General features: G+C 65.4%; 26 protein-coding genes. 16 read left to right on the plus strand and 10 right to left on the minus strand.

Translation table 11 applies throughout. The features are described from left to right. Positions 1-99: 99 nt before the first annotated feature. Positions 100-1,512 (plus strand): TPM domain-containing protein, encoded by a 1,413-nt coding sequence (locus tag A7X97_RS15925; protein ID WP_111008182.1) that lies wholly within the window; start codon positions 100-102, stop codon positions 1,510-1,512. 1 nt (position 1,513) lies between these two features. Here A7X97_RS15925 and A7X97_RS15930 read toward each other — a convergent pair whose 3' ends face one another. Genes A7X97_RS15930 through A7X97_RS15940 form a run of 3 tightly spaced genes read right to left on the minus strand, consistent with a single transcriptional unit; the run spans position 1,514 to position 4,160 of the window. Beyond that, positions 1,514-2,185, minus strand: coding sequence for a VOC family protein (locus A7X97_RS15930; protein WP_111008172.1), 672 nt, complete (start codon positions 2,183-2,185; stop codon positions 1,514-1,516). A 54-nt stretch (positions 2,186-2,239) separates the two neighbouring features. Beyond that, complete coding sequence (locus tag A7X97_RS15935) at positions 2,240-3,319, minus strand: alpha/beta hydrolase family protein (protein ID WP_088497385.1); 1,080 nt, start codon at positions 3,317-3,319, stop codon at positions 2,240-2,242. Positions 3,320-3,332: 13 nt separating this feature from the next. Beyond that, complete coding sequence (locus tag A7X97_RS15940; protein WP_111008173.1) at positions 3,333-4,160, minus strand: AraC family transcriptional regulator; 828 nt, start codon at positions 4,158-4,160, stop codon at positions 3,333-3,335. 186 nt (positions 4,161-4,346) lie between these two features. On the opposite strand from A7X97_RS15940, the gene A7X97_RS15945 reads away from it, so the two are divergent. The 3 genes from A7X97_RS15945 to A7X97_RS15955 all read left to right on the plus strand — a co-directional run bounded on the left by A7X97_RS15945 (position 4,347) and on the right by A7X97_RS15955 (position 8,668). Beyond that, positions 4,347-4,748: a hypothetical protein gene (locus A7X97_RS15945; RefSeq protein WP_014648738.1), complete on the plus strand. Its 402-nt coding sequence runs from the start codon at positions 4,347-4,349 to the stop codon at positions 4,746-4,748. 216 nt (positions 4,749-4,964) lie between these two features. Continuing rightward, entirely contained in the window at positions 4,965-7,367 is a 2,403-nt protein-coding gene (locus tag A7X97_RS15950) for a TonB-dependent receptor plug domain-containing protein (protein ID WP_088497384.1), read from the plus strand. Beyond that, a complete protein-coding gene (locus tag A7X97_RS15955) occupies positions 7,367-8,668 on the plus strand; it encodes an aminotransferase class V-fold PLP-dependent enzyme (protein WP_088497383.1) in 1,302 nt (433 codons plus the stop codon). The genes A7X97_RS15950 and A7X97_RS15955 overlap by 1 nt, the downstream gene beginning before the upstream one ends. A gap of 351 nt (positions 8,669-9,019) precedes the next feature. Here the strand turns inward: A7X97_RS15955 and A7X97_RS15960 are convergent, their stop codons facing one another. Together A7X97_RS15960 and A7X97_RS15965 are read right to left on the minus strand one after the other, a co-directional pair. Continuing rightward, the gene (locus A7X97_RS15960) at positions 9,020-9,598 is read right to left on the minus strand and encodes a DNA breaking-rejoining protein (RefSeq protein WP_088497382.1); all 579 of its coding nucleotides are present in this window, start codon (positions 9,596-9,598) and stop codon (positions 9,020-9,022) included. Continuing rightward, entirely contained in the window at positions 9,598-11,364 is a 1,767-nt protein-coding gene (locus A7X97_RS15965) for a S8 family serine peptidase (protein WP_088497381.1), read from the minus strand. Before A7X97_RS15965 ends, A7X97_RS15960 begins: the two co-directional genes overlap by 1 nt. A gap of 251 nt (positions 11,365-11,615) precedes the next feature. Here A7X97_RS15965 and A7X97_RS15970 point away from each other — a divergent pair, with 251 nt between their 5' ends. From A7X97_RS15970 to A7X97_RS15980, 3 genes are all read left to right on the plus strand, one after another. Continuing rightward, on the plus strand, positions 11,616-12,026 hold the full coding sequence (locus A7X97_RS15970) for a hypothetical protein (RefSeq protein WP_227836799.1): 411 nt from the start codon (positions 11,616-11,618) through the stop codon (positions 12,024-12,026). 108 nt (positions 12,027-12,134) lie between these two features. Next, positions 12,135-12,575, plus strand: coding sequence for a DUF2231 domain-containing protein (locus A7X97_RS15975; protein ID WP_021201954.1), 441 nt, complete (start codon positions 12,135-12,137; stop codon positions 12,573-12,575). Beyond that, complete coding sequence (locus A7X97_RS15980; RefSeq protein ID WP_088497380.1) at positions 12,568-13,878, plus strand: PQQ-dependent sugar dehydrogenase; 1,311 nt, start codon at positions 12,568-12,570, stop codon at positions 13,876-13,878. Before A7X97_RS15975 ends, A7X97_RS15980 begins: the two co-directional genes overlap by 8 nt. Positions 13,879-14,009: 131 nt before the next feature. On the opposite strand, the gene A7X97_RS15985 is transcribed toward A7X97_RS15980, so the two are convergent. After that, positions 14,010-14,672 (minus strand): exopolysaccharide biosynthesis protein, encoded by a 663-nt coding sequence (locus A7X97_RS15985; protein WP_088497379.1) that lies wholly within the window; start codon positions 14,670-14,672, stop codon positions 14,010-14,012. 149 nt (positions 14,673-14,821) lie between these two features. Here A7X97_RS15985 and yidA point away from each other — a divergent pair, with 149 nt between their 5' ends. The 4 genes from yidA to A7X97_RS16005 all read left to right on the plus strand — a co-directional run bounded on the left by yidA (position 14,822) and on the right by A7X97_RS16005 (position 19,016). After that, positions 14,822-15,655, plus strand: coding sequence for a sugar-phosphatase (gene yidA, locus A7X97_RS15990; RefSeq protein WP_088497378.1), 834 nt, complete (start codon positions 14,822-14,824; stop codon positions 15,653-15,655). Between the two features lie 13 nt (positions 15,656-15,668). After that, entirely contained in the window at positions 15,669-15,956 is a 288-nt protein-coding gene (locus tag A7X97_RS15995) for a colicin immunity domain-containing protein (RefSeq protein WP_065197195.1), read from the plus strand. Positions 15,957-16,237: 281 nt separating this feature from the next. Then, complete coding sequence (locus A7X97_RS16000; RefSeq protein ID WP_111008174.1) at positions 16,238-18,556, plus strand: TonB-dependent receptor; 2,319 nt, start codon at positions 16,238-16,240, stop codon at positions 18,554-18,556. A 73-nt stretch (positions 18,557-18,629) separates the two neighbouring features. Further along, a complete protein-coding gene (locus A7X97_RS16005; protein ID WP_088497376.1) occupies positions 18,630-19,016 on the plus strand; it encodes a hypothetical protein in 387 nt (128 codons plus the stop codon). A gap of 124 nt (positions 19,017-19,140) precedes the next feature. Here A7X97_RS16005 and A7X97_RS16010 read toward each other — a convergent pair whose 3' ends face one another. Next, on the minus strand, positions 19,141-20,640 hold the full coding sequence (locus tag A7X97_RS16010; RefSeq protein ID WP_088497375.1) for a YifB family Mg chelatase-like AAA ATPase: 1,500 nt from the start codon (positions 20,638-20,640) through the stop codon (positions 19,141-19,143). A 445-nt stretch (positions 20,641-21,085) separates the two neighbouring features. Between A7X97_RS16010 and A7X97_RS16015 the strand changes: the two genes are divergently transcribed. After that, positions 21,086-21,991: an Abi family protein gene (locus A7X97_RS16015; RefSeq protein WP_049440011.1), complete on the plus strand. Its 906-nt coding sequence runs from the start codon at positions 21,086-21,088 to the stop codon at positions 21,989-21,991. 76 nt (positions 21,992-22,067) lie between these two features. Here A7X97_RS16015 and A7X97_RS16020 read toward each other — a convergent pair whose 3' ends face one another. Next, on the minus strand, positions 22,068-22,556 hold the full coding sequence (locus tag A7X97_RS16020; protein WP_088497374.1) for a cold-shock protein: 489 nt from the start codon (positions 22,554-22,556) through the stop codon (positions 22,068-22,070). A 45-nt stretch (positions 22,557-22,601) separates the two neighbouring features. Then, positions 22,602-22,958, minus strand: coding sequence for a hypothetical protein (locus A7X97_RS16025; RefSeq protein WP_088497373.1), 357 nt, complete (start codon positions 22,956-22,958; stop codon positions 22,602-22,604). A gap of 644 nt (positions 22,959-23,602) precedes the next feature. On the opposite strand from A7X97_RS16025, the gene A7X97_RS16030 reads away from it, so the two are divergent. The 4 genes from A7X97_RS16030 (at position 23,603) to A7X97_RS16045 (ending at position 26,079) form a co-directional block, all read left to right on the plus strand. Then, a complete protein-coding gene (locus tag A7X97_RS16030) occupies positions 23,603-24,205 on the plus strand; it encodes a DUF998 domain-containing protein (RefSeq protein ID WP_088497372.1) in 603 nt (200 codons plus the stop codon). Positions 24,206-24,301: 96 nt separating this feature from the next. Beyond that, positions 24,302-24,631 (plus strand): hypothetical protein, encoded by a 330-nt coding sequence (locus A7X97_RS16035; RefSeq protein ID WP_088497371.1) that lies wholly within the window; start codon positions 24,302-24,304, stop codon positions 24,629-24,631. Between the two features lie 346 nt (positions 24,632-24,977). Next, a complete protein-coding gene (locus A7X97_RS16040; RefSeq protein ID WP_032958808.1) occupies positions 24,978-25,334 on the plus strand; it encodes a CPCC family cysteine-rich protein in 357 nt (118 codons plus the stop codon). A 310-nt stretch (positions 25,335-25,644) separates the two neighbouring features. Beyond that, a complete protein-coding gene (locus tag A7X97_RS16045; RefSeq protein ID WP_088497370.1) occupies positions 25,645-26,079 on the plus strand; it encodes a DUF4279 domain-containing protein in 435 nt (144 codons plus the stop codon). 4 nt (positions 26,080-26,083) lie between these two features. Here the strand turns inward: A7X97_RS16045 and arr are convergent, their stop codons facing one another. After that, the gene (gene arr / locus A7X97_RS16050; RefSeq protein WP_088497369.1) at positions 26,084-26,518 is read right to left on the minus strand and encodes an NAD(+)--rifampin ADP-ribosyltransferase; all 435 of its coding nucleotides are present in this window, start codon (positions 26,516-26,518) and stop codon (positions 26,084-26,086) included. Between the last annotated feature and the right edge of the window lie 111 nt (positions 26,519-26,629).

Raw genomic sequence — 26,629 nt, forward strand, 5'->3', positions numbered from 1 at the left:
GGAGTAATCCGGCCGGCTTTTCCGTTCATGGGGCAAGGACATACACGGATGCCGTTTCGCATGATGCACAGCACCGCCATTGCAAGGCACGGCGTCCACATGAGCCGTGTGCTGCGGTGGCGCAACGCATGGCAGTGGGGAGGGCTGGCACTGCTGCTCTGGCTGTTGCCACTGCCAGTGCTGGCGGCGGTCCCGATTCCGGCACTGGACGACCCGGTGGTGGACACCGCCAACGCGCTGTCCGCCAGCACCCGCGCAACGCTGCGCGAGCAGGCATTGCAGCTGCAGGCACGCAAAGGCGCGCAACTGCAGGTGCTGGTGGTGCCCAGTGTTGGCGATGACGGCATCGAAGCCTTTGCACAGCGTGTCTTCGACCAGTGGCAGCTGGGCCGCGCCGGTGTCGATGACGGGGTGTTGCTGCTGGTGGCGGTGCAGGACAGGCGCGTACGCATCCAGACCGGCTATGGCCTGGAAGGCACCATTCCCGATGCCTATGCCGCGCGCATCATCGACGAAGCGATCGTGCCGCGCCTGCGCGAAGGAGACCTGGACCAGGGCATGCTGGATGGCAGCAAGGTGCTGGTGGCGCTGATCGATGGCGAGCCGCTGCCGGCCCAGGAGGATTCATCCGCACGCAACCTGTTGCCAGCGGATTGGCGCACAGGGGATTCGGTCGTTGCCCTGACGTTGCTGGTGGGGTTCCTGGCCGGTCTGTGGCGATCACCACCGCGCCTGCTGGCCACCAGGACCGAGGCCGAGTCCAGCGGTAAACGCCGTGAGCGGCGGCGCAAGGCACTGGCAGCCAATGCGGCAATGCCCAGGCCGAAACGGCCGACATTGCCTGCCTGGGTCAGGCCGTTGCTGGTAACGGCGGTGATGGCCGCTGGGTTGGTTTCGGCGACGCTGCTGCTGCCGCGGCATGTGCTGCCTGCGCTGTTCTTCGTGCTGTTACCCGCCGTACCGGTGGCGGCGCTGCTGGGGTGGTGCTGGCGTCGCAGCCGTGGTGTGCGCATCGTGCTGTGCGGCATGTTGGCCGTCAGTATCGGATTCTTTGTGGTGATGCTGGTCCGTGGTCAGTTGCCGCCCAGCCTTGCCCTGCACACGTTGCTGAACCTGGCGGTCGCCATTGCCGCCATGCTGGTGTTCTTCCTGGTGCAGGCCGGCCGCGCGCGCTGGCGGAAGAACCGCAACAGCTTCGCCGTGCGCCTGGTGGTGCTGGTGCTGTTGACCGGCGGCTATGCGCTGGGCGCGCTGCTGGCCATCGACCGGGCCAACGATGAGAACGCACGCGTGTTGGCGACGATCGTGTCCAGCGTAGGCTCGCTGTTCCTGTACTTCATCTGGGTGTTCACCCTGCTGCCCGGCGAAAAAGCACGCAGCGGACGAAGGTCGTCCCAAGGCTACCGTTCCTCGTCCAGCACCTCGTCGTCGAGTTCGTCCTCAAGCAGTTCCGGCGGCTGGTCCGGTGGCGGTGGCCGCAGCGGCGGCGGCGGCGCTTCGGGCAGCTGGTAGCTCAGGCCGTCCACACCCGCCAGCCCAGCGCGGCATCGCGCAGTTCGCCGCTGCCGCTCACATCACCCACCTGCAGCTGCACGCCCTGCGCACTGGGCAGGTCCTTCTGCTCGGGGAACCAACGACGGTCGGCGGCGACGATGATCAGCAGGCCCTCGTCGTCGCCCATCGGCGCGAACTGCGGCGACGGCGGGCTGATCGGCTGCAGGCCGAAGCGCTGGCTGGACTGTTCGCGCACCGCATCGACATCGTGGCTGGGCAGGCCAACCTCGCTCAGGCAGGTCAGCTCGCTGCCATGGAACACGCCTTCGCGCGCGCTGGCCGGCAAGCGACGGCGGCCGATCAGTTCAAGGATCAGGCCGTCCGGGCCGGTGAAGTACACCGACTGCGACTGCCAGCTGCTCTCCAGCGCGAAGTAATCCAGGCCCTCAGGATTACGTTGCAGCGGGGTACGTTCGCGCAACCAGGCCATCGCCTCGCCGAAGCGGTTGTCCGGTACGTTGAAGGCCAGGTGCACGCCACCGACGGGGTGATCACCCGCCGCCTGCAGTTCGATCGTGCTCCAGCCGATGTGCACATGGTTGCCGACCACGCGCTGCTGCAGCACATCGTGGAAATACGCGGCGACGGTGGCGACGTCGGACACCGGCAGGGTGAGGTGAAGCAGGCGCATGACCGATTCTCCATGGACGCGCTCACTGTAGCGCTGGGGACTGCCCGGCGGCCACTAGCGCAGTGACTGGTTGAAGAATCGTATTGCGGCGTCCACTGCCTGCGCGTGGGTCTGCGCCTTCGGCACCGATGTGCTGCACAGGTCCTGCAGCCGCTGTTGTCCGGTCGGGGTGCATGCGGCGAGGAAATCGTAATGGCCGACACCGGGCAGCACCTGCAGTGCAGCGCCCGCAATCGCCGCACGCGCAGCCTCGCCATTGGTCTGTGGTGGCGCGACCGTGTCCGCTTGGCCCAGCACGACCGACACCGGCTGTTTCAGCGAGGAGAGCTGCTCGGGCGCAAAGGCCTGCACGATTGCCGGCGCCAGCAGGAACACCGCGCGCACGCCGGGAATGGCGCGTGCGTCGTTGGCGTGGGACATCCATGGCGATAGCTCGGGCGACGCCGCAGCGGCAACGCGCGCCTCCATCGTGTGCGTTGCCGCCTCCTGTTGGGGCCGGCAGACGCCGTCATCCGGATGTGCGGTACAGAAGTCCCGCAATCGCTGCAGGTCCGGTCGCGCACCGGCTGCCAGCAGCGCGGTGTAGCCACCGGCCGAGAAGCCGGCGACCCCCAGGCGCTCAGGATCGACATGCGGGCCCAGCACCGGATCAGCTTGCACGGCCGCCAGTGCGGCACGCAGGTCATCGGCGCGCAACCAGGTCAGAAGGCTGCCGGGCAGGGTCATGGTGTCAACGCCGTTGTTGCCTGGATGATCCACCGCAATCACCAGATATCCGGCCCGCGCCAGCGCCGTGCCCAGCCAACCCATCATGCGCGCGCTGCCGCCGTTGCCATGCGAGAGCAGCAGGGTCGGCAGGCGATCTCCCGCGACCGGCGCATCCTTGGCCGACCGGCCGACGTGGAACAGCGGCGCGTCGGGTGGACCGATGGTCAGCGCGCTTTCGCGGCTGCCGGCCTGTGCCGGATACCAGACCGTGTAGCGCAGCGCGTCGCGGTGCCCTGCGTCGCGCACGGCGGCGCTGGCCAGCGTCGTCGTGCCGTGGCGCTCGCCGGCGACGCCGCTTTCGCGGGCGGCGCCGGTGATTGTAAACGCCATCAGCATCGCTCCCAGCACAGCAGCGGTCATGCGCATCTTCAACTCCTCGTCAGTGGTGACGTTCTTCCACCGGCAGCCAGATCTCCACGCCGCCGTTGCCGCTGTGCTCGTCGAACCGGGCGTCGTAGCGCTCCAGGTCCGGCGCATCGGCAAGGCTCAGGTTGGACGCAGGGAGATAATGATCCAGCAACCAGAACCAGGTCGAGCGGATGGCCGAGATGTGTCCGCCGTGCCAAGCCACCAGGTAGCGGCGCGCCGGGATGTCCACGCGTCGCCAGTGCGCAGGCACGCTCGGCACCGTGCTTGCCGGTAGTGCCGCAATGTAGTCGAAGCCACCATCGTCATCACTGTTGCAGCACACGCCGAAGCTGACCGGTGCCGACGTCGGCCACTCGCGGTTGAGCTGGGCCCATTGGCCCGGAATCGCGCCGCTGCTGTCGCGGGTATGCCGCATGCCGACGCCTGCCAGCTGGAACGCGGGCGTATCGAGCAGCCGGGGGGCTTCAATGCAGGCTGACGGGGCCTCGTCCAGGCGGATCGCCTGCACCAGCGTCAGCCCATCGGTGCCCTGTTCGCGTACCCGTTCCGGTGTCTGCCCGAACTGTTCGCTGAAGGCACGGGTGAAGGCAGCATGGGTGGTGTAGCCGGCCCCCAGCGCCACCTGCAGGATGTCGCCCGCGCCGTTGGCCAACCGCTGCGCGGCAGCGGTCAGGCGGCGCCCGCGAAGGTAGCGCACCACCGAGGTGCCGGTGCGGGCCTGGAACAGGCGTGACAGATGAAACGGCGACAGGCCGGCCGCAGCGGCGATGTCGGCCAGCGCCAATGGCTGGTCCGCATGGGTTTCGATGTACCACAACGCCTTGCCTGCCGCGCTCATCCTGCCGTTCCCCGCATCCAATGCCGGCACAGTAGCGGATCGGCAGGCGCGGCGTTTAGCAGTTCTTGCGCTGCCGGGGCTTTGCGTCTGCCTGCGTACCGGCAACAATGCGTGCTTCATGGACGTGATGGGGGGCAGGGAGATGCGATCGACGACGGGGGATGCCAGGCCAGCGGAGCCCGGCCGATGATCGAGATGATCGAAATGCTGCTTGCCCTCTGGGTACTTCCCAGTCTGTTGACCCTGGCGCTGATGCTGCTGATGTTGTTCGGCGCGCCACGGTGGCGCGGCAACCCCTGGGTGTACCGTGTCGGCTTCGCGTTGCTGGGTGGGTTTCTGACACCGACGTTGTTGGGGGCCGGTCACGGTGGGTTGCCGTGCGCGACTATCGGCGGGCTGGTGATGATACTGACGCAGCTGCAATGGATCGGCGATCTGCAGGTCGACTTCATGGGGATCGGGATTCGCAACAGGGGCATCTGGATCATGTCCACCCCCGCCTTGGTGGTGTTCGCCGCCATGATGTTCGTTCCGCTGCGAACGGCACGGCCGGCCCGATTCGGCTTTGGCGACGACGCCAACGGCTAGCCGCTGTGTGCGGGGTGGGGCGTGGGTCTGCATTGCCACCCATGCATGGCGTGGATCTACGGATGAGTCCTGGCAGGGGCCAACCTTGGTTGGCGCATCAAGCTGTCGTACTGACGTCATGCCTCCTTCACACATCGCGCCGAGACTGCGCGCCTTGTCCAGGCCTGTTGTGTGCGCACAGGTGCTGGCCCTGTCGCGCCCTCCCGGAGCCCTGCCGTGCATCGTTCGAAGCTTTCGCGTTCCATCCTCCTTGCCCTTTGCATGGCCAGCGCAGGAGGCGCGATTGCAGCGGAGGCCGATGCGGTCGATGCCGCCGGCGGCAGCCGCGCCGTGCCCACCCAGCTCGATGCGATGCTGGTCACCGGTACCCGCGCGTCCAACCGCACCCAGTTCGAAACGCTGGCGCCGGTGGACGTGTTCACCAAGGAAGACATCAGGTCCGTTGAATCCACCGACCTGAAGGACGTGCTGGCCCAGCTGGTGCCGTCGTTCGTGGTGCAGCGCCTGCCGATGGCGGACGGCCAGGTGTTCGTGCGTCCGGCCACGCTGCGTGGCCTGTCGCCGGACCAGACCCTGGTGCTGGTCAACGGTCGCCGCTTCCATCGCAGCGCGCTGCTCGGCAACCGCGGTGCGCAGGCCGCTGATCTGGCACAGATTCCCACCAGTGCGATCAAGCGCATCGAAGTGCTGCGCGATGGTGCGTCGGCGCAGTACGGCTCGGATGCCATCGCCGGTGTCATCAACATCATCCTCGAGGATGGCCCGGGTAGCGAGATCACCGCCGGCTATTCGCAGTACGCGCAGGGCGACGGTGCCTCGCGCGATTTCAGTGTGCGCACCGGTTGGTCGCTGGGCGACTATGGCAGCCTGGTGCTGTTCGCCGAATCGTCCAACTCCGACGCTACCTCGCGCACGCGCCAGCGCCCGGACGCGATCGCCTTCCAGGCTGCACATCCGGAGCTGGACGTGCCCAATCCGGTACAGCGCTGGGGCCAGCCGGAACTGGAAAGCCGCCGCGTCGGCTTCAACGTGAAGGCCCATGCCAACGACACGCTGGAGCTGTATGCGTTCGGCCTGTACAGCCACAGCGATGGCGTCAGCGATTTCAACTGGCGCAACCCGGACACCACCACCGGCGCCTATCGCACCACCGCCATCTTCCCGGGCTGGAACCTGCGCTCGCTGTATCCGGTCGGCTTCAGCCCGCAGTACGGCAACGTGCAGAACGACCTGCAGCTGGTCGGTGGCCTGCGCGGCGAGATCACGCCGAAGCTGCGCTGGGATGTCAGCGCCTCGTATGGCCGCAACGCCATCGACTATCGCCTGAAGAACTCGATCAATGCCTCGCTCGGCCCGGCCAGCCCGACCGACTTCGATCTCGGCCGCCTGACCCAGACCGAGAAGAGCGCCAACGCCGACTTCAACTACGAATGGGACGTGGCTGCGCTGTCCAAGCCGATCAACGTCGCCTTCGGTGGCGAGTTCCGCCAGGAAACCTACCAGGTGCGCGCCGGTGATCCGGCCTCGTACGCGGTGGGTCCGGGCGCGGCCGCGGGCCTGGAGGCCAACTCCAATGGCGCGCCGGGCTTCTCGGCCAGCCAGGCCGGGCAGTGGAGCCAGCGCAGCAAGGCCGCCTACGTGGACATGGAAGTGCCGCTGGGCGAGCGCTGGAGCATCGGTGCAGCCAGCCGCTACGAGGACTTCTCCAGCTTCGGCAGCACACTGGACGGCAAACTGTCGGCGCGCTTCGCGATCACCCCGGACGTCGCCCTGCGCGGCACCGTGTCCAGCGGCTTCCGTGCACCGACGCCGGCGCAGCTCAACACCACCAGCACCACCCAGGGGTTGGATACGCGCACGCTGCAGATCTTCACCAGTGGCCGCCTGTCGCCGAACGATCCGCTGGCGCAGCTGCTCGGTGCCAGGCCGTTGAAGCCGGAAGAATCGCGTACCGCATCGCTGGGCCTGACCTGGCGCACCGACCTGGGCCTGTCCGGCTCGGTGGATGTCTACCAGATCAAGCTCACCGACCGCTTCAGCCAGTCGGCCAGTTTCGCCATTCCGGCCGGTACGCCCAATCCGCTGGGCTATGCCTCGGTGAACTACTTCACCAACGACTTCGACACCACCACCACCGGCGTGGACGTGGTCGGCAACTACCTGCGCGACCTCGGCGCGGGCCGCATGACGCTGACCCTGGCCTACAACTACAACCGCACCCGCGTGGACAACGGCAGCACCTCGGTGGCCACCAACGAGACCCAGCGCGTGCTGTTCGAGGATCGCCTGCCCGAGCACAAGGGCAGCCTGACCGGCAGCTGGGACATCGGCGCCTGGTCGCTGATGGCACGCATGCGCTACTACGGCGCCTGGACCGATTCCAGCGGCAATGCAGTGGGCGATATCTACCAGCGCTTCGGCGCGATGAGCTTCCTCGACCTGGCCGTCGGCTATCGCATCAACGAACATCACAGCCTGCGCGTCGGTGCCGACAACGTATTCGACCGCTATCCGGACGAAGCCACCTTCCAGGCCAGTCGCGGCCTGGTCTACTCGCGCAACGCGCCATACGACACCGACGGTGCCAACCTGCACGCACAGTACCGGCTGAGCTTCTGATGGACCCGGCCCGCCGCTCCCTGTTGCGTGCCGGCACCTTGCTGCCGGCCGCAGCCGCACTTTCTTCACTGCCAGCCATGGCTGCCACGCGTTACGCTGCGTCCATGCAGATTCCCGCAACGACCGCGGCGCCGGACGTGCTGGCCCGCGATGAAAACTACTGGGCCGCCGTGGCCAGCCACTTCGATTTCACCGACGAAGTGAACCATCTGGAGAACGGCTACTGGGGCGCGATGGGCCGCGAGACGCTGGCCAGCTACCAGCGCCACACCGCGGAAGTGAACCGAGGCAATGCCTGGTATGGCCGCCGTGAGTTCCCGGCGCAGTACATGGCGGCGCAGCGGCAGGTGGCCGAACTGCTGGGCGTGGGCGCCGACGAGATCGCACTCACCCGCGGTGCCACCGAGGCGATGCTGGCGCTGATCGGCGGCTACAACCGCCTGCAGCCTGGCGACCAGGTGCTGTACGCCGACATCGACTACGACAGCATGATCGGCGCGATGCGCTGGCTGCAGCAGCGCCGCGGCGTGCAGGTCGAGCGCATCGCGCTGCCGGCCGTGCCCGACCATGCGCAGATCCTGCAGGCCTACGAGGCCGCGTTCGCGCGGCTGCCACGCCTGAAACTGATGCTGCTGACCCAGGTCAGCCATCGCCATGGACTGGTGCTGCCGGTGGCCGAAATCGCCGAACGTGCGCGCGCACGCGGCATCGACGTGATCGTTGATGCAGCACACGGGTTTGGCCAGATCGACTACGCGGTGCCGCAGCTCAAGGCCGACTTCGTTGGCATCAACCTGCACAAGTGGATCGGTGCACCGGTCGGCGTCGGCGCGATGTATGTGCGCAAGGGCCGCGTTGCGGACCTGGAGCCGTACATGGGCGAGACCGACGATGGCCGCGTGGGCAGCCGTGTGCACACCGGTACGGTCAACTTCGCCGCTTACCTGGCGCTGCCGGAAGCGATCGCGCTGCACCAGCGCATCGGCGCGGCCAACAAGCAGGCGCGCCTGCGCTACCTGCGCGAGCGCTGGACCGTGCCTGCGCGGCAGATGGCGCATATCGAAGTGCTGTCTTCGCCTGATCCGGCGCTGGCCAGCGCATTGGCCAGCTTCCGCCTGCGCGGCCACACCTCGGTAGAACAGAATCAGGCACTGCAGAAGCGCTTGCTGGATGAGCATCGGATCTTCACCACCCATCGCGATGGCCTGGAGTCGGGCGCCTGCGTGCGGGTGACACCGTCGGTGTTCACCCGGCCGGCGCAGATGGATGCGCTGGTGCAGGCTCTCGCGGCCCTGGTCTGACCCTGCTTTGGTAGGTGCCAACCTTGGTTGGCACATTCCCACTGTGCGGTGAAACCTTCCGCCGGCCAGCGGCCGGCACTACCGACCGGGTGGGGGCCGACCGTGGGACGACACATCACCCTGCTTTGGTAGGTGCCAACCTTGGTTGGCACATTCCAACCGCACCGGGGAATCGTCCGCCGGGCAGCGGTTACCGCTCGATCGCCGGCAGCGCGTTCGACAGCAACCGGTCAATCCTTCCGTTGATGCAGAACTGTAGTGCCGAACATCGTCTGAGCTCTACAGTCGCAACGCACACCAATCCCCCGGCCGGCCAGGAGAGCCAACCGGCCAGGGGCACCACTCAACGCCTTACTTGGTCTCTTCCCACTGCACCACGTCCGGCTCGGTGGCGCGGATACCGGCGGTGGACAGCAGCCTGGTGGTCGCATCCAGCGCAGCGTTTACCGACGGGTACTCCACGATGGCCTGGCCCGAAGCCTTCGACACCTTCACCACGGTGCCACCGGTGGCCGTAGCCGCGCGCTGGGCCGAGGCTGCATCGGTGAAGAACACCTTGACCCGCGACGTCGCCACTACCGGCGCGCCGTCACGGGAGACCGCTGCGGCGAACTTGCCGGCGCCGGCATCGGCAGGTGCCGCCGTTGCGCCATCCAGCGAACGCTTGGTGCGCGAACTGGTGGTCGCCGCCGCCTGCGGGGTGATCGTGAACTGGCCGCCGCTGGCCTGCTTCACGGTGGCCGAGGGGGACAGTTGGAATCGCGTGCCGCCCACATCGAACGTGCGGCCGGTAGCGGACGCCTTCAGTTCCTGCGCATCCACGGTCGACAGGGTCCTGGCTGGAGGGGTCTGCCCCGAGCTCTGCGCCCAGGCAGGGGAGGTCATCGCCGCGAAGGCGAGCGTGCTCAACAGAATGGTGGTCTTCATCATCAGTGCCCCAGAACGCGGATCTTGAAGAATTCGAGGTTGCCGCGCGATGCTGCGGTCGCGGCCTGCCCCATGTCGGTGACTTCCAGCGTCCAGGTGCCGCTGGCATTCTCATCCAGGAAGGCATTGCTGGACAGGAGGTCCCAGCTGGTGAAATTGCTCTGCGCGCCACCCGTGCCCGAACCGATCGCGGTGAACGCCGGTTGCACCACGCTGCGGGTGCCGCTGGGCGACACCAGCACGAACTGCAGCTGGCGCGTGTTGCGGTGGTTGACCCGGAAGCCCAGCTGCACGCTTTCGATGTTGCGCGCGCCGTTGGCCAACTGGAAGGTCAGGCGTGCGGCGGCAGCCGAGGTGTTGCCGATGGCCACGGTACGCGTCGTGTTGCGCCAGCCGCTGTCGACCAGCGGGCCCAGCGACTGGAAGTTCTCGGCCACCTGCACTGCACGCGCAGCGTTGACCACGCCGAAGCCATACCAGTTGCTGTAGGCACGGCCGGCAGCATTCACCGTCCAGCCCGGCACCAGCGTGCGCCCGTCGGCCAGCGTCACCGCCGGCTGGTTCGGGTGGTTGCGGGTGGCGGTGGTGGCCAGGATGTACTTCACATCGCGATAGGACAGGTTCGGATTGGCTTCCAGCACCAGTGCCGCCACGCCCGATACCATCGGCGCCGACGCCGAGGTGCCGTTCATCTTGGCGGTGTAGTTGCAGGTGCTGTCGATGGCCGACAGATTGCTGTCCAGGGTGTTCTGGCGGTTGGTGTTCTTGTTGCTGCCCTGCGCGCACCCGGTCACGTCGGTGGTGACGATCGCCGGGTCGTACGCGCGCGCCACCAGGCCGGGCGCAAACTGTGCCTGCAGGCCGTACTCACCACCAAAGGCCGACACCCACAAGGCCGAGCCGGTGGAGGAGTAAGACGAGCGCACGCCATCGGCGCGCACCGCGCCTACCGTGATCACGTTGAACAGGTTGTTGCGCGGATCACGGCCGGCCGGCACGCAGCCGGTGTTGCGGTTCTTGGTGTCGGTGGTGCAGACATCCTGGGTCTGGCTGATGGAGGCATTGTTGAAGTTGTTGCCGGCCGACTTCACGTAGATGCCGCCGCGGCCACCGCGCGTACCCGACAGTGCCTGCTCGTACGACCGTATCGTGTTTTCGCTGTACGCCAGCGGCAGGTTCGGATTGCCCGGGCCGGCGCCCCAGCTGTTGTTGAACACCTGCACGTCGGCCGATTCCGCGCCGTCCCACCAGGCGTACTCGATGTTGCTCTGCTGGTTGCCCAGGGCCGAGCGCGAAATCGGGTTGAAGCCCTTCAGCGTCGCCGCCGGGGCTACGCCGCGCACGCCCAGGTTGTTGGCGCCCACCGCACCGGCGATACCGCCGACCATGGTGCCGTGGTTGTCGACATCGGGATTGGTCGGGGTGGGGTTGTTCGAGCCATTGGTGAAGTTCTTGCCGGCTACAGCGGCCACGTTGGCCGCAAGGTCCGGGTGCGCGATCTGCAGGCCGTCGTCGACGATGGCGATGGTGACGCCCTGGCCACGGATGCCATTGCGGAACAGGCCATCCACGTTCAGGTCGTTGCCTGCCACCGGCAGTGTGTCAGCCGGGACCGTCTGCCCGGTGTTGAGCAGGTGCCACTGTATCCCCGCCAGTGGATCGGCCTGTTGGGCCTGGGCGGTGACGGCCAGGCTGCCCAGTACCAGGGCAGTGGCGAGGGCCAGGCGCGCAGAGCGCGGTGGCGCGGAGCGTTGCGTGTGTCGCTTCATACACGAATCCTTCTGTTGTGAATCGGCATGGCAGGACGGCGGGGCGGAACTGCCCCATCGCAACGAGCCAAACGCGACACAACGAACAACCCCCTACCTCTTCACACCCGCAATGTGCGAATGTGCCAATTGCGTCACAAACGCTTAGTACGTCAAGTTATGACGGGGCACTCGAATGCCTTCACGCCATCATCGCGTGCTTGCTTCGAGGTACGGGAAACCTGGGTAATCGCATGCAGGTGAAGTCACACATGAAGAAGGCACGCCAGCGTGCCCGTGCACGCGCGGACCAGACTCCGCTCTCGGTTGCCGTCATCCGCAAGGTGGTGCTGTCCGTGCATACGCGCAGCCACGACTATGGCGACGATGCCGATATCGCCGAGTTGCTGCCCGAACTGGCAGCATTCGGCATCACCACGGTGAAACCGCTGCGCCTGCTGATGAAGAAATACCGTCGCGCACTGCTGCAGGAGGAACGGATCGTCATGCGACGCGCAGAGACGCTGCATCTGCGCACCGAGTGGCGGCCCGGTGGCATAGACGTGCATGCCAACACCAGCCGCTACGCCATCGGCGGCCTGGTCCGCACCAGCATGGAACACGAATTCGGCTTCGAGACGATGCTGCCCTTCCACGAGGTGCGCGAGGACGAGCCCGCGTAGCGCGGTGCCTGCCCGGTGGGTGTGGAAGCCCCGCCGGGGCATCATCGCGCGCCCTCACATCGCGCTGTGCTACTACAGCCCGTGCACCCTTCCGCACGGAGCACGATGATGGTCAATCCGCTCGCCCAGGCCCATCGCGGCCTCGGCACCACACTGTTCAGCCTGTTGAACCCGATACCCTTCGGTTTCTTCGTCGGCGCACTGATCTTCGACGCGATCTACCTCAACAGCGCCGAGGTGATGTGGGGCAAGGCAGCCGCCTGGCTGATCACCTTCGGCCTGCTGATCGCCATCGTGCCGCGCCTGATCAACCTGTTCGCGGTCTGGCGCCGCAACGGCACGGCCACCCGCATCGACCGCATCGACTTCTTGCTCAACCTGGTCGCGGTGGTGCTGGCCATCTGGAACGCCTTCGTGCACAGCCGCGATGCGTACGCCGTTGCGGTGCCGGGCACGATCCTGTCGGCGCTGACCGTGGCCCTGATTGCCCTGGGCCTGATCCTGCTGTCACTGCAGCCGCCGGTGCTGCAGGGAGGTCGTCATGGCTAAGCACATCCTGCCCACCATGGGCGCCCTGGCGCTGGCCGTGATGCTGTCGGCCTGCGCCGGCAAGGCTGAATACCATCCCGCCGACCAGTCGGGCCCGCAACCGCCACTGCCCAAGCCGGCCAACTTCCTGATGCCGCCGATGCAGGTGCCCAAGGGCGTCGGCTGGGCTGATGGACAGACCCCCACGGTGGCCGAGGGCCTGAAGATCGAGCGCATCGCCGCCAACCTGCAGCATCCGCGGCGCCTGCTGACCCTGCCCAATGGCGATGTACTGGTGGTGGAAGGCAACGGCCCCGGCGAAGAACCGGTCACCACGCCCAAGCAGTGGATTGCCGGCAAGGTCAAAGCGCGCTCGGGCAAGGCCGGCAAGGGCGGGAACCGGGTCACCCTGCTGCGCCGCACGCCGGGAACGAACACCTGGACCCAGCATGTCTACATCGAGGGCCTGCATTCGCCGTTCGGCATCCAGCTGATCGGCGACACGCTGTACGTGGCCAACACCGGCAACATCATGCAGTACCACTATGTGCCCGGCGAAACCCGCATGTCCGACAAGGGCCGCGAGTTCACCGACCTGCCCAGCACCATCAACCACCACTGGACCAAGGAACTGCTGGCCAGCCGCGATGGCAGCAAGCTGTACGTGGGCGTCGGCTCCAACAGCAACATTACTGAAAATGGCCTGGCCGTCGAATACCGCCGCGCGGTCGTGCTGGAGGTGGACGTAGCCACCCGCGGCAGCCGCATCTTTGCGTCGGGCATCCGCAACCCGACCGGGCTGGACTGGGAGCCGAGCACTGGCCAGCTGTGGGCCGTGGCAAACGAGCGCGATGAGATCGGTGCCGACCTGGTGCCGGACTACCTCACCTCGGTGAAGGAAGATGGCTTCTACGGCTGGCCCTACAGCTACTACGGCCAGCACGTGGACGAACGCGTGCAGCCGCAGCGGCCGGACCTGGTGGCCAAGGCGATCGTGCCGGACTACGCCATCGGCTCGCACGTGGCACCCCTGGGCCTGTTGTTCTACACCGGACAGGCACTGCCGGCGCAGTACCACGGCGGTGCCTTCATCGGCGAGCACGGCAGCTGGGACCGTTCACCGCTGAGCGGCTACGAAGTGGTGTATGTACCGTTCAAGGACGGCAAGCCGACCGGGCGCCCGCAGACCGTGGTGAGCGGCTTCGCCTCAAAGGACGAGAAGACCCTGATGGGCGCACCGGTGGGCATGGCGATGGATGCCGAAGGCGCATTGCTGGTGGCCGACGACGTGGGCGACGTGGTGTGGCGGGTGTCGGCCAAGTAGCTGTGTAGCGTCGAGCCACACTCGACTGCTGTGGATCCGGCCTTTGTAGAGCCGAGCCCATGCTCGGCTTACGCGCGCAGCGCGCGGGTTTCCGTGCACCGAGCGAACAGCAGCCGAGCGTGGGCTCGGCTCTACAGTTCCGCGGTACTGCTGCGGAACCCGCTGAACACCGATTCCGCAGCAAATCCCACGCCGCCCAGCAGCACGCCGAAATACACCACCGTTGCCACCACGAAACCATAACCGGCCGCCACCGCCGCGCCATCGCGCTGGATGAAGCCAATCGCAAACGACATCAGCGCCAATGCCGGCAGCGTGTTGCTGAAGGGTATCGGCCCGGCCGGCGCCATCAACAGCAGGGTCGCGAACACCAGCATCAGGTTGTTCAGGCGCATCATCTTCTTCGAGCGCACCATCACCGCCAGCCGCATCGGCCGCGACAGCCGCTCCATGCGGTGCACCCATTTCAGCGCACGGCCGAGGTTGGTCTTCAGCTTGTCGGTGGCGATCTCGCGGCGGGCCAGCTTCTGTGGCACCCACAGCGGGCGGTTGCGCACCCGGCTCAGGCCGATCAGCAGGATCGAGGCGCCAAACACCGTACTCAGCCCGGGAATCGACACCGGAATGATGAAGATGGCCGAGAGCAGGATCACGATCAGCAGCAGGCCCTCATCGCCCAGCGCGCTGAGCAGGGTGCCGACGCTCACCTGGTCGCCGGGCAGCTCGTCGATCATCTGTTCGATCTGCTGGGCCAGGGGCGCGCTGTCATTGGTTTCGGGGGCACGGTAGGTCATGCGTCGCAAGGTTCTTCAGGGAAGGGCGGTCAACGGGCCGTCCTGCGGTGGGGGACGCACAGGCTCCCGCAGTATCCCGGCCAACGTGGGCAAAGAGGTGAACCGGGCATGAGGGGGTAAACTGGCGTGCCCCGCACGAGTTGAACGCAATGGACATGGGCCGCCGGCAATCGACCATCGAACTGGTCGCCATCGACATGGATGGCACGCTGCTGGACACGTCGCACCAGCTCACCGCACGCGCTCGGCAGGCCATCGCGCAGGCGCGCGCACTGGGCGTGCACATCGTGCTGACCAGTGGCCGCCCGGTCCCCGGCCTGGCGCCGTACCTGCACGAGCTCGGCATCAACGGCAACGACGACTACTGCATCGCCTGCAATGGCGGCCTGGTGCAGCGCATCGGCACGCGCGAAACCGTGGTCGAGTATCCGCTCAGCTTCGACGACTTCCTGTTCTGCGAGCAGGTCGCCCGCGACCTGGGCGTGCACTTCCAGGCGCTGGACAGCCGGCGCATGTACACGCCCAACCAGGACATCAGCTACTACACCGTGGCCGACTCGCATCTCTCGCGGATGCCGCTGTCGTACCGCCGCGTGGAGGACATGGATCCATCGATGTCCTTCATCAAGCTGATGATGATCGACGCGCCGGACGTGCTGGATGCCGCCATCGCGCGCCTGCCGAGCGAACTGACCGAGCGCTTCGCGGTACTGAAGAGCGCGCCGTTCTTCCTGGAAGTGTTCGACCACCGCGCCGGCAAGGGCCCGAGCCTGCAGAAGCTGGCCGAGCACCTGGGCATCGACCGTGCCAACGTGATGGCCATCGGCGACCAGGAGAACGACCTGACCATGCTGCAGTACGCCGGCACCAGCGTGGCGATGGGCAATGCCATCGACGCGGTGAAGGCGGTGGCGCGGTTCGGGACCACCAGCAATGCCGACGAAGGCGTGGCACGTGCCATTGAGCGCTTCGTCCTGCAATGATCGGACGCACATCATGAGCTGGACTTTGATGATGTTTGCTCAGTCCTTCGCCAACGAGCGGTTGTCGGCGCAAGTTTTCTCCGAGTCCTACATCGAGCTATGGAAGATCGAGCGGGATCTCGACTTGCCGGCTTTGGATGACGTAGCGCTTTCAACGTGCCTGTCCAGCATCTTCTGTGCTGCTGACATGTATTGCGACGAAGATGTAGATCGCCATGCGTATGAGCTTGATGCCGCCCAGCTGCATGCTGCCGTTGTGGCTCTGATCGATGAGTGGAAGCAGTCCACGACTGCTCGCTAGCCTGGCTTGGATGTATACCTGCGTATAGCCCATACATCCCCATCACCATCTGCGCTGTACCACGGTGCAATGGCGGATGCGGCAGTGCGATGCAAGAATTTCGCACGTCGAAATCACTCCATCGAATTTTGAGGCAGAGGATCGTCTTCCTCTGCTGACCGTCGCGCACCGCGCCGTCACTCCCTCAACGCAATCGCACCGCCAGCCAGGGTACCGACACCGGTGCTGCAACGCGCTGGGCGTGCGCCTGCGCCGCTCTCTCCCTGCACCTGGATCTGCCCATGAACACCCCACCCACGACGCGCCTTGCCCTGGCCATCATCGCGGCCATCACCACACCTGCGTACGCCGCAGAAACGCACGACGCCGCGCTCGACACGCCCACCACGCTCAACGCCCTGCAGGTCATCGCCACACCGCGCGGTGCGGCCGTGGCACCGACCCAGGTGGTTGGTCCCAACCGCTACATCATCAAGGCCGAAGACCTCGACGCGATGGTCACCGGCAACAACGGCTTGGCCATGCTCAAGCAGGTGCCGGGCGCCAGCTACACCGCCACCGACGGGCTGGGCCTGGATATCTCGGCCACCAGCCTGTTCGTGCGCGGCTTCCGCATGAATGAAATGGGCATCACCTTCGAGGGCGTGCCGCTGAACGACAACGGCTTCCTCTCGCTTACCGGCACCAGCGTGGTGAACGTGGGCGTGCCCGATGGCATCGGCGCGATCACGGTCAGCCCTGGCGGCGCACCGGTCGGCGTGTTCTCCAGCAGCGTCAACGGCGGCAGCCTGGAATACCGCCTGCGCGACCTGCAGGACACGCCCAGCCTGCGCGTGAAGCAGGGTGTGGGCAGCAACAACACGTTGGTCACCACCGTATCGGGGCAGACCGGCCAGCTCGGCGAGCAGGGCCCGAAAGTGCTGGTCGACCTGCAGCGCGTGTCCGCCGACAAGTATCAGGGCGAGGGCACGCAGAATTTCCTGCGCGGTGACCTGAAGCTGCAGCAGGACGTCGCCTGGGGCGATGTCACCGTGTTCCTGTCCGACAGCAAGGCCAAGGTCTGGGGCTACAACAACATCTCCTTCGACATGATCCGCAAGCTGGGCTGGAAGGCCGACATCTTCTATTCCGATTATGCGTGGGCGTGGTACGTGGCCTCGCCGGAAAACGCGGACAAATCCTGCGGCGCCTACACCTGCGGTGAGCTGTCCGAACTGATTCCGTACGACACCGGCCAGACCACCCGCGACCGCGTGTCATCGATCAACCATCGCTTCCAGATCACCCCGGCGCTGAGTGGCAACGTGCAGCTGTACAACGCCAACAGCCACACCCAGGCCACGCTGACCGACCCGACCGTACCGTCGCCCAACGGCGCACCGTTCTCCGAACAGGTACAGACGCCGGGCCTCAACCGCCTGGGCAGCATGGTCAACCTGCAGTTCGAGACCGGCGCGCACACCTTCACCGCCGGCTTCTGGCAGGAGAAGAGCAAGGCTGCGGCCAAGACCGAGTGGTACCAGCAGCCACTGCTGGGCGAGGGCCCGCCGCTGAAGGCCACCGGTCCGTTCGATGTGTACGGTCCCGCGTTCAAGACCGACAACGCATCGAGCTGGGTGACCCGCTCGCGCCAGTTCTACCTGCAGGACGACATCGTGTTGAACGACACGCTGAAGCTGGGTGTCGGCTTCAAGGCCGTGGACTTCCGCACCCGCGGTGGCGGCCTGGGTGATGCCAAGGACCGGCCGGTGAACGGCACGCTGCGCGCGAAGAGCAACTTCCTGCCGCACGTCTCGCTGTTCTGGAGCCCGACCGAATCCACCGATGCCTTCATCGACCTGGCCAATACCATGAACGGCTATCGCGTCGCTCAGCGCGGCAACATCGGTTACACCGCCTCGGCGTGGACCATCACCGACCAGGAAGAGTTCGACCGCGTAGCGGGTACCCTGCGTCCGGAAAAGAACTGGAACCTCACCGTGGGTGCATCGCATCGCTTCGACCGGCTGACGATCACCGGCGACGTGTTCTACAACGACATCCGCAACCGCCTGCTGTCGGCCGCCATCGGCACCCAGTTCGCACAGATCAACACCGTGCGGTTGATGCCGAAGATGCACGTGATCGGTGCCGACCTTGGCACCACCGCCGACCTCACCGACCACCTGCAGTTCTACCAGGGCGTGGCCGTGGCCCGTTCGTACTACGACAGCGATTTCGCGGTGGGTGACACGGTGTACCCGATCAAGGGCAACGCCCAGCCGGGCTACCCACAGATCTCGCTGGTCAGCGACCTGTCCGCCCACTTCGGTGACTGGCGTTTCGGTGCCACCAGCACCTCGTACCTGCGCCAGCCCTTCACCTACGAGAACGACATCCGCGTGCCCACGTTCTGGCAGGTCAACACCTATGCTGCGTATCGATTCGGTGCGGACAGCCCAGTGCCCGGGCTGGAGCTGCGGCTGGACGTGAGCAACCTGTTCAATCGCCACAACATCGGCACCGCCACCATCGCCGGCTCGTCGTTCTCGGGGGACTACCAGACCCTGCAGCGCAGCGCGCCACGGCAGCTGATGTTCAGTACCTCGATGGCGTTCTGACCCCCTAGAAACGCCCAAACCCCGCCTTGCGCAATCAACAGGGATTTTCTGGCGGCGACGCAAGGTTCCCACAATGTTGCTGGGTCATCCTGTGCGCATGGCACAGCAGACCCCGCCAACCCGGTTGTTCGGCATCCGAGGCCCAGGACGGCCCCGGCAGGCGCCGTCCGTGGCACCTGTGATCGACCTGCAGGCCGAGTACCAGTTCTGGCACGTCTACGAACGCGTGGTCCGCCCGCTGCCCGGCGGTGGGCTGCGCCGGGCCTGGCTGGTGTGCCAGAAGGTGTACCGGGACCGGTGGCAGCACCCGCACGACAGCGACGAGGCGGCGTTGTCGCGGGTGTTGTTCGGCGGGAACATGACGGCTGGCCGGGCATCGGAGCTGGCGGAGCTGCACGCGCTGGTCAGCCGTCGGGTGGCGTCGCTGGCGAGGCGGGGACGGGTGCATTCGGCAGCCTGATGCCTGCCCTTGGTGGGGTCGACTGTTAGTCGACCGCTCTTCGCATCTACCTCTCAGAAGGCCGCGCTTCGCGCGAGAGTCGACCAACGGTCGACTCTACCAATAGCCAACCCGACCGGCATTTCTAAGGCTTTCCCCGGTCCAACTGCCGATAGCCGATCGCTTCAGCCAGATGCGCCGTCTGGATCACCTCGCAACCCGCCAGATCCGCAATCGTGCGCGCCACCCGCAGAATCCGGTGCATCGCACGTGCGGAAAGCTGCAGACGCTCGATGGCCTGCTCCAGCATGTCCTGATCACCCTCGCTCAGTCGGGTACACGTCCGCAGCGCCGCTGGCGGGAGATGCGCATTGAGCCCGCCACGCGCCTGCTGCCGGGCATGGGCGGCTTCCACCCGTGCACGTACCGCAGCACTGGGCTCACCCAGTGGCGTGCTCTCCCGCAACTCCACTGCGTCCATACGCGCCACACTGATATGCAGGTCGATGCGGTCCAGCAGCGGGCCAGAAACCCGCGCACGGTAGCGGTTGATGCGATCATCACTGCACAGGCAGCGGTTACTGCGGTCGCCGGCCCAGCCGCAGGGGCAGGGATTCATCGCCGCCACCAGCTGGAATCGCGCCGGATACTGCACGCTGCGTGCCGCGCGGGCGATGCGGATGTGGCCGGATTCCAGCGGCTCTCGCAGGGTTTCCAATGCACTGCGGTTCCACTCTGGAAGCTCATCCAGGAACAGCACGCCGTGATGGGCCAGCGAGATCTCACCGGGGCAGGGCGGGTTGCCGCCGCCCACCAGCGCCGCCGCACTGGCACTGTGATGTGGCGCCCGGAAGGGCCGCTGCCGCCACCGTCTTGGGTCCAGCCCTTCGCCACTCACCGACGCAATCGCGGCCAGCTGCAACGCCTCGGCTTCCTCGGTGTCCGGCAACAGACTGGGCAGGCGTGAGGCCAATAGCGTCTTGCCGCAGCCAGGGCTGCCGATCAGCAATAAATGGTGCCCACCGGCGGCCGCCACTTCCAACGCGCGCCGCGCATGCGCTTGCCCGCGCACGTCGGCCAGATCGGGCAGTGGCAACGGCGTCGTGTTTACGCGCTCCACGGACGGCAACAGGCGCGGATTGCCCAACCCGGCGCAGCACTCCAGCAGCGTGCGCGCCACACGTACATCGGCGTGCTCGGCCAGGGCCGCCTCGGCGGCATTGCCCGGCGGCACCACCAAGATGCGCCCGGCATCAGCCGCCGCAATCGCCGCCGGCAGCGCGCCGGCCACCGGCCTCAGCTCGCCGGTCAGGCCAAGCTCACCCAGGAACTCGTATTGCAGCAGCGACTGCGGATCGATCTGGCCACTGGCTGCCAGAATGCCCAACGCGATGGCCAGGTCGTAACGCCCGCCTTCCTTGGGCAGGTCAGCGGGCGCGAGGTTGAGCGTGATGCGTCGCTGCGGAAAGTCGAAGCGCGCGCAAAGAAGGGCGGCACGCACGCGCTCACGGGATTCACGCACGCTGGTCTCGGCCAGGCCGACAATCTGGGTGGCGGGCAGGCCACCGGAGAGATGCACTTCCACCCGCACCAGCGGGGCATCGACCCCGGCGCGGGCACGGCTGTGGACCAGCGCCAGGCTCATGTGTGGTTTCCTGCGGAGGGGCGCTTGATGGTGCGGCAGGCGTTCCGCGTGGGATATCGGGGATTTCAGGTGAAGCGGCTAGGGGGATTCCGGCAGACCGTTGGAGTGCGCCTGCGCGCTTCATAGCGGCCGGTGTCCGCGATCGAGTGTCGGAACTCAACCGATATGACGTGGAACAACGCCGGGGAATAGGCCGTTGCCGCTCGCCCGGGCCGGCCTTTCACCTCACTGGATCTGCGCCCAGGAGACTGCGGAAATCCAAGAAAATTCCCCATGAAGTGCTTTTCGTACAGGCATTTACATTTCACCAGAACTACACACATTTACTTGAAGGTAAGCAAAAGGGGCGCTAAAATTCACCCAACACACCCGCCAAGCCTCTGACGCGCTAGTTCGCGACATGCTCAAATTGGCGGGTTTTTTTTGCCTGCTGATTGGAGTCGGGATGACCCGCTACCGCAAACCGCCCCTGTCGATTCAGGAACAGTTGGATCTGCTCCAGCAGCGCGGGCTTGCCATTGGTGATACCGCCAATGCCAATCGATACCTGCAGCGTGTCGGCTACTATCGTCTTATGGGCTATCTCTACACACAGCGCATGCCCGGTAGCGACAATTTCCGCGATCAAGCGACATTCGAAGAAGCGATAAGCCTCTATGAGTTCGATAGAGCGCTTAGAGACCTGGTGATGGAGGCCGTCGGCCATATCGAGGTCGCAACGCGGACCGTGCTCACGTACCACTTTGCGCATGCGAGCGGCGCCTTCGGCCATCTGGAAGCGTGTAATCTGACCTTCGCTGGACAGGAGCATGCAGATTGGCTGGATGGCGTCGAAAGTGAAGTGGTGCGCTCCAGGGAGACGTTCATTCGGCACTACCGGGACAAGTACACCTCACCGGCGTTTCCCAAAGTACCGGTTTGGATGGCAACGGAAGTCATGTCGCTGGGGTCGCTCTCCCGCCTCTACAAAGCGCTTCGTACCCGTGAGCAGAAAGCTGTTGCGGGTGAGATGGGCCTGGCAGCCCCCGTCTTCGCGAACTGGCTGCATGTCACCAGCGTGGCGCGAAACGTCGTTGCACATCACAGCAGGCTTTGGAACAAGGAGCTCGGTGTTTCGGCGGTTCGTCCTCGGTCGGCGGGATGGTCTGAACATGAGGCACCGTATGCGCCGAACCGCTCCTTCTTTCTGTTGCTCCTGCTTCGCAAACTTCTGGAAGCGACAACCGCTGATTCCAAGGATTGGCGTGAACGTGTCGATGCCCACCTCGCGGCTGGCCTGACGAACGAAGTTCGAGTGAAGAGCCTCGGGGCTGCGGCAGGATGGCAGGGGCACCGCCTGTGGCGCGGGTGAGACCAGGAGTCGCCTTTGCTGTCGAGAGAGCTTTCGGTGGCTTCGTGTTATGGATGGCCGGTCGGGGGGATTCTCGTCAATCGCGGTGCGGCGCCCCAAGTAGACACCGCTGCTCATCAGGCATCGCCCCATTGAAGCGCCCAAACCGCGCCTCAACCCACGAAGGCCCCGCACCTTCCACCAGCAACCGCCCCTGGCTCTGATGCAGATCCAGCCAGCGCTCGAAGCTGGTGCGCAGACGCTCGATGTCCGGCGCCCGCCACCGTGCATCGGCGGGCATGCGGATCAGCACGCGCGAGGGCGCATTCTCCACCTCCATCACCAGCACGCCCTTGCATCGGATCTCGAAGGACGTTGCTCTGGCATGGCGTGTATGCAGTTCAAAACCCTCGTGGGCCTTCGCGGTCACGAAGCCGAGCGCATCACTGTGCAGCAGGCGGTAATCGGCCGGCTGCAGCTTCTGGTAGGCCCACACCTGATCGCTCGCAGGCTCAGGCCACTCCACCCACATCGCGCCGATCACCGCGATGCACACCGCCGCAGCGGCAAGGCCGTGCATCTTCATTCGTCACCCCGCACACAGGCAGATAGGTCCGCGCCATAAGCGCGCTCAGTCCTTGGGTCGCATCCGCTCGTGGATGAAGGCGGTCAGCGCCAGATCGGCCATCACCAGCCCCTCCATCACCCGGTCGCCGACGTACTGCTCCGGCTCACCGTTCTGGCGCGTGCGCTCGGCCGCCAGCAGGATCTCCTGCACGATGCGCTGGCCGGTGAGCGCGCAGTCGGCGTCGGACAACGCCATCTGCCGGCTGCGTAGATGGTGCCGCTCGGGCCAAGGCTGGCCGTCGGCCGCAGCGCCCGCGCCGATGGCGTGCAGGATGGCGATGAGGCTGTTGGGGGCCAAGGCCGCAGCGGCCGAGGGCGCTTGCGGGATCGGGCGCGGGGGCGGGGAGTGCGGTGTGGTCATGGCGGGCTCCGTGCATGCAGGCAGAAGCCGCCACCGATAAAGGTGGCGGGCAGAGCGTGGCTCGAAAACCGGTGTGTGATGATCGCCGGTGGGCACGAGGCCCCCACGCCCCGCCCGCCATAGCCGGCAGACGGATTGCCAGCCGGCACCACGCAAGGTGATGCCGGCTGGCAAGCGCAAACTTCATCACAACAACGGGTTTTCGAGTCCCGGCCACCGATGCACGGTGGCGCAGTAACGATTACCTGCTGTTGTGCGGAATGCCAACGGGTAGGGGTCAATGCCGCCAAAACCCGAGACGCTTTTGGCATTGTCGCATAGCGTCGGATGGGGCGAGAGCCTTGGCGTGCTTGGCGCAGCGGCACTTCTGGGACGGAGTCGTCAGAACCTTCCGTTGGAGATGCAAGGCGCGGCAAATGCGACAGCACTCGCCCATCGGATATGTGTGATCGCTCATGTAACCTAACCGCTGCGAGACCCGCTAGATGGTTTAAATGACCTCCTTCCTATTGAACCCACCGAGTGCCGCGCGCAATCTGGCTACTGCTGCAGTGACTCAAGATCGTCCTGCCTGCAGCAGGAGGGTTCGGCAGCGTTCAACTGGATTCCACGCACTGGCGCAGGCCAAACAAGGACCACTGCACGTGTCACGCCGCAGCCGACTGCTTCTCTGCGCGGGTCTGGTCCCGCTTCCGTGGTTCCTGTTCTGGACCAGCGTTGCCGCCGTGTTTGCGCCGGGCTACAGCCCGCTTGCACAGCACGCCAGCGAGTTGCTGCAGGCGCCAACGCTTGCAAGCATCTGCGGCAGGATCGCGGCTATCGGCTCCGGTATGGGCTTCGTGGCGTTCTCCATCGGGGTATGGCGAGAGTCCGGTCGCCGGATTGCAGTCGGTGCAATCTGCTGGTTAGTTTTTGGCATTTCCATGCTGACCAATGGGCTCTGGCCCATGGGTCATCCGATGCATGGCTTCTACGCCATCGGTATCGCAAACATCATTGCACCGGCGATGTCGCACATCGAACTGAGCGCGTGGTCTGCCAACCGAAGGGCGTACGCCGTGACTGCTATGGTGAGCATCGCGAGCATCGTCTATCTCTGGTTGAACGTGGTGGGGGCGGATCCGGAAGGCTTCCGGGGGCTGACACAGCGCCTGTTCTCGTCGATCAACTCGCTGTGGCCGTTCCTGGTTGCACTGTATCTGCTGCGAAGGGGTTCAAGCGCGTTGAAGGCGGAGCCTGCGCATTGATGCTGGCACCTCGGTGGCAAGAGCGGAAGGGGCGCGCGCCTTCTGCTATAAGTAGGGCAACCGCGCCCAGAGGGCCTTTTGGAAGATTGTGGGCTCATGGAGTTGTACTGGCGCTTGTTCACCAGTTGCACATCGCAGCAGGCGGCTGTCAAGGTCGCGGCGCGGATGTTTGAGCAAGCAGGTCTTGAAGTCAGCAATCTCCACGCCGAGCCATATCACAAGGGCGGCTTCGTGGTGAGTGCCTGCTCCCGTCATGCTGCGCAATCGTGGCCTGAGTTTGTGGTTCTTGCCCTGGCTTCGGCACAGTGCACCGGCCGCGGATGGCTCCTGAGTGGTTCAATTGCGGAAGAGCTGGATGCTTGGTCCAGCCATTCCTTGGTTTCCGGTGTTTCGTCTATCCATATCCAGACAGAAGGGCGGGAGTGACGAATCGCTGGAGTAGATGCCTGGTTCCGGCATGGAACTGCTCTAGAGACCACGGCCGCTAGCCGGTTATCATCTTGCGGTAGCGCGGCAAGAGTCGAGCTTGAGAATCTTGCATCGCCTATCCAGCCGGCCTGACGGGGCTCACACTTTCGTGTCGGTGCTCCACGATATGGAAGGCTCTTGCGATTGATGCCCGCTCTTGGCTGAATGCAAACGTGCCGGCGCCAGACAACGCGACCCGGAATGCTAGAGGCCGCTCTCGATCCGAAGCGGACGTTCGTCCCCTTCAGCCCTACGCGACACCTGCCAGTCCAGTGATTCGTCTACCTGAGGTTCTTGGTTCTCAATGATCGATTTGCCTTGTCCATCGTGTGGCTTCCTGACCCTGGAAGACGTCTACGGGTCCCACGCCATATGTCCGATCTGCAACTGGGAGGATGACGGAGTGCAACTTGCCAACCCCACATCCACCGGCGGAGCCAACGGCGAGTCTCTGGCGCAAGCGCAGCAGAATGCTCTTTCCAGTTTCCCCCTTGGCGTCGAGGTCGCAAGCGGCTTTCGCCGCGGATCTGGCTGGCGCCCTTTGTCCAGCACGGAGATCGGGCACTACGAAGCTCTAAGGGGCGGCAATCACTGGCACAGCAAGAGTGTCTCGTACGAGAAGGAGGCTTACTGGTCGATGCTGGGCGTTCTTTCGATCTGAAGCACTTCGCGGCCCAACTCATGGCGTTCGCGAATGTCCACCACTGGCCGAGAGCGGACATTGGCTCGCGCAGGGTATTTCCTGTGGATCACTGACCGGCCAGCGACCCGTAGCGGACATGGCCCAGGTGTGTTGAACGTGGATTTGGCGGGGCGTCTGATGCTATGCCTGCATCTGGTCATGCGCCGGCTTGATGGCCGAACCCAGCCGCCCTAGGATCGCGCTGTATCAGGCGAAAGCACGCCGCATGGTGCTTTGTGGGCAGGTCGGCCGTAATCTGACATCAACGATGCCGACGCACTGGATTCCAATGGCCGCATTCGATCATTCCCTGGTAACCCTCCGATTCTTCGGAGACGACCTCCTGCCCGAAGAAGTCAGTGCCTTGCTCGGGGCGACCCCGACCGCTTCGCATCACAAGGGCCAGGAACTCAGAGGCAACCAATCAGGTACCCTGCGCATCGCCAGGACTGGCAGCTGGCAACTTGATGCGGAGCGTCGTGAGCCTGAAGATCTGGACGCTCAGATCTTCGAAATCCTCGATCAGCTCACCGGCGATCTCGCCGTATGGCAGTCTCTGGCACGCTTCCGACCTGATCTGTTCTGCGGTCTTTTCATGGGCAGCAGCAACGGTGGTGTCTCGCTTTCGCCTCGCGCGCTGCTCGCCTTGGGTGAGCGCGGCATTGAGCTCGGGCTGGACATCTATGAAGCCGATGAAGAGGTGTGCAACGCCCAACGCCAGTAGGTCATCAATTGATGATCTCCCCACTGCCCGAAGCAACAAACGCCTTCAACTGCCGAACGAACTCCGAGTCATACAGCTCCCACTCCACAATCTCCCCCACAATCCGCAACGGCTCCGCACTCCGATACGACCGCGTCGGGTTCCCGGGAAACTTCTTGTTGGTCACATTCGGATCGTCCTCAAACGGCCCGGTCGGCTCCACCACATACACGCGCGGCCGCCCCTCACCGCGGGCCATCTCCGCAGCCAGCCCAGCGCCCTTGGCAATGGTGGTGAAGTAGATGTGGTTCATCACCACGCTGTCGCGATAGTTGGAGCGGAAGCCCGCACTCAGCAGCTCGCCCACCGCCAGATCAGCGCGGGTGCCGTGATAGAACGGCCCGGCGACCTGGCCGCAGGTGTCATGCGAAACGGGTGTCCAATCGGTGTCCTGCGCCATCGCTGCTGCCCCTCTCTGTGCTGCCGGATCGACAGGCCGGCGAGTCTAGGGCGCCCGGTGGGCCTTGCTGCAAGGCCCCATCCGGGAAATAATCTGTAAACGGGAGGCGCA

It is taken from the genome of Stenotrophomonas sepilia (assembly GCF_003244875.1).
GTDB classification, from domain to species: Bacteria; Pseudomonadota; Gammaproteobacteria; order Xanthomonadales; family Xanthomonadaceae; genus Stenotrophomonas; species Stenotrophomonas sepilia.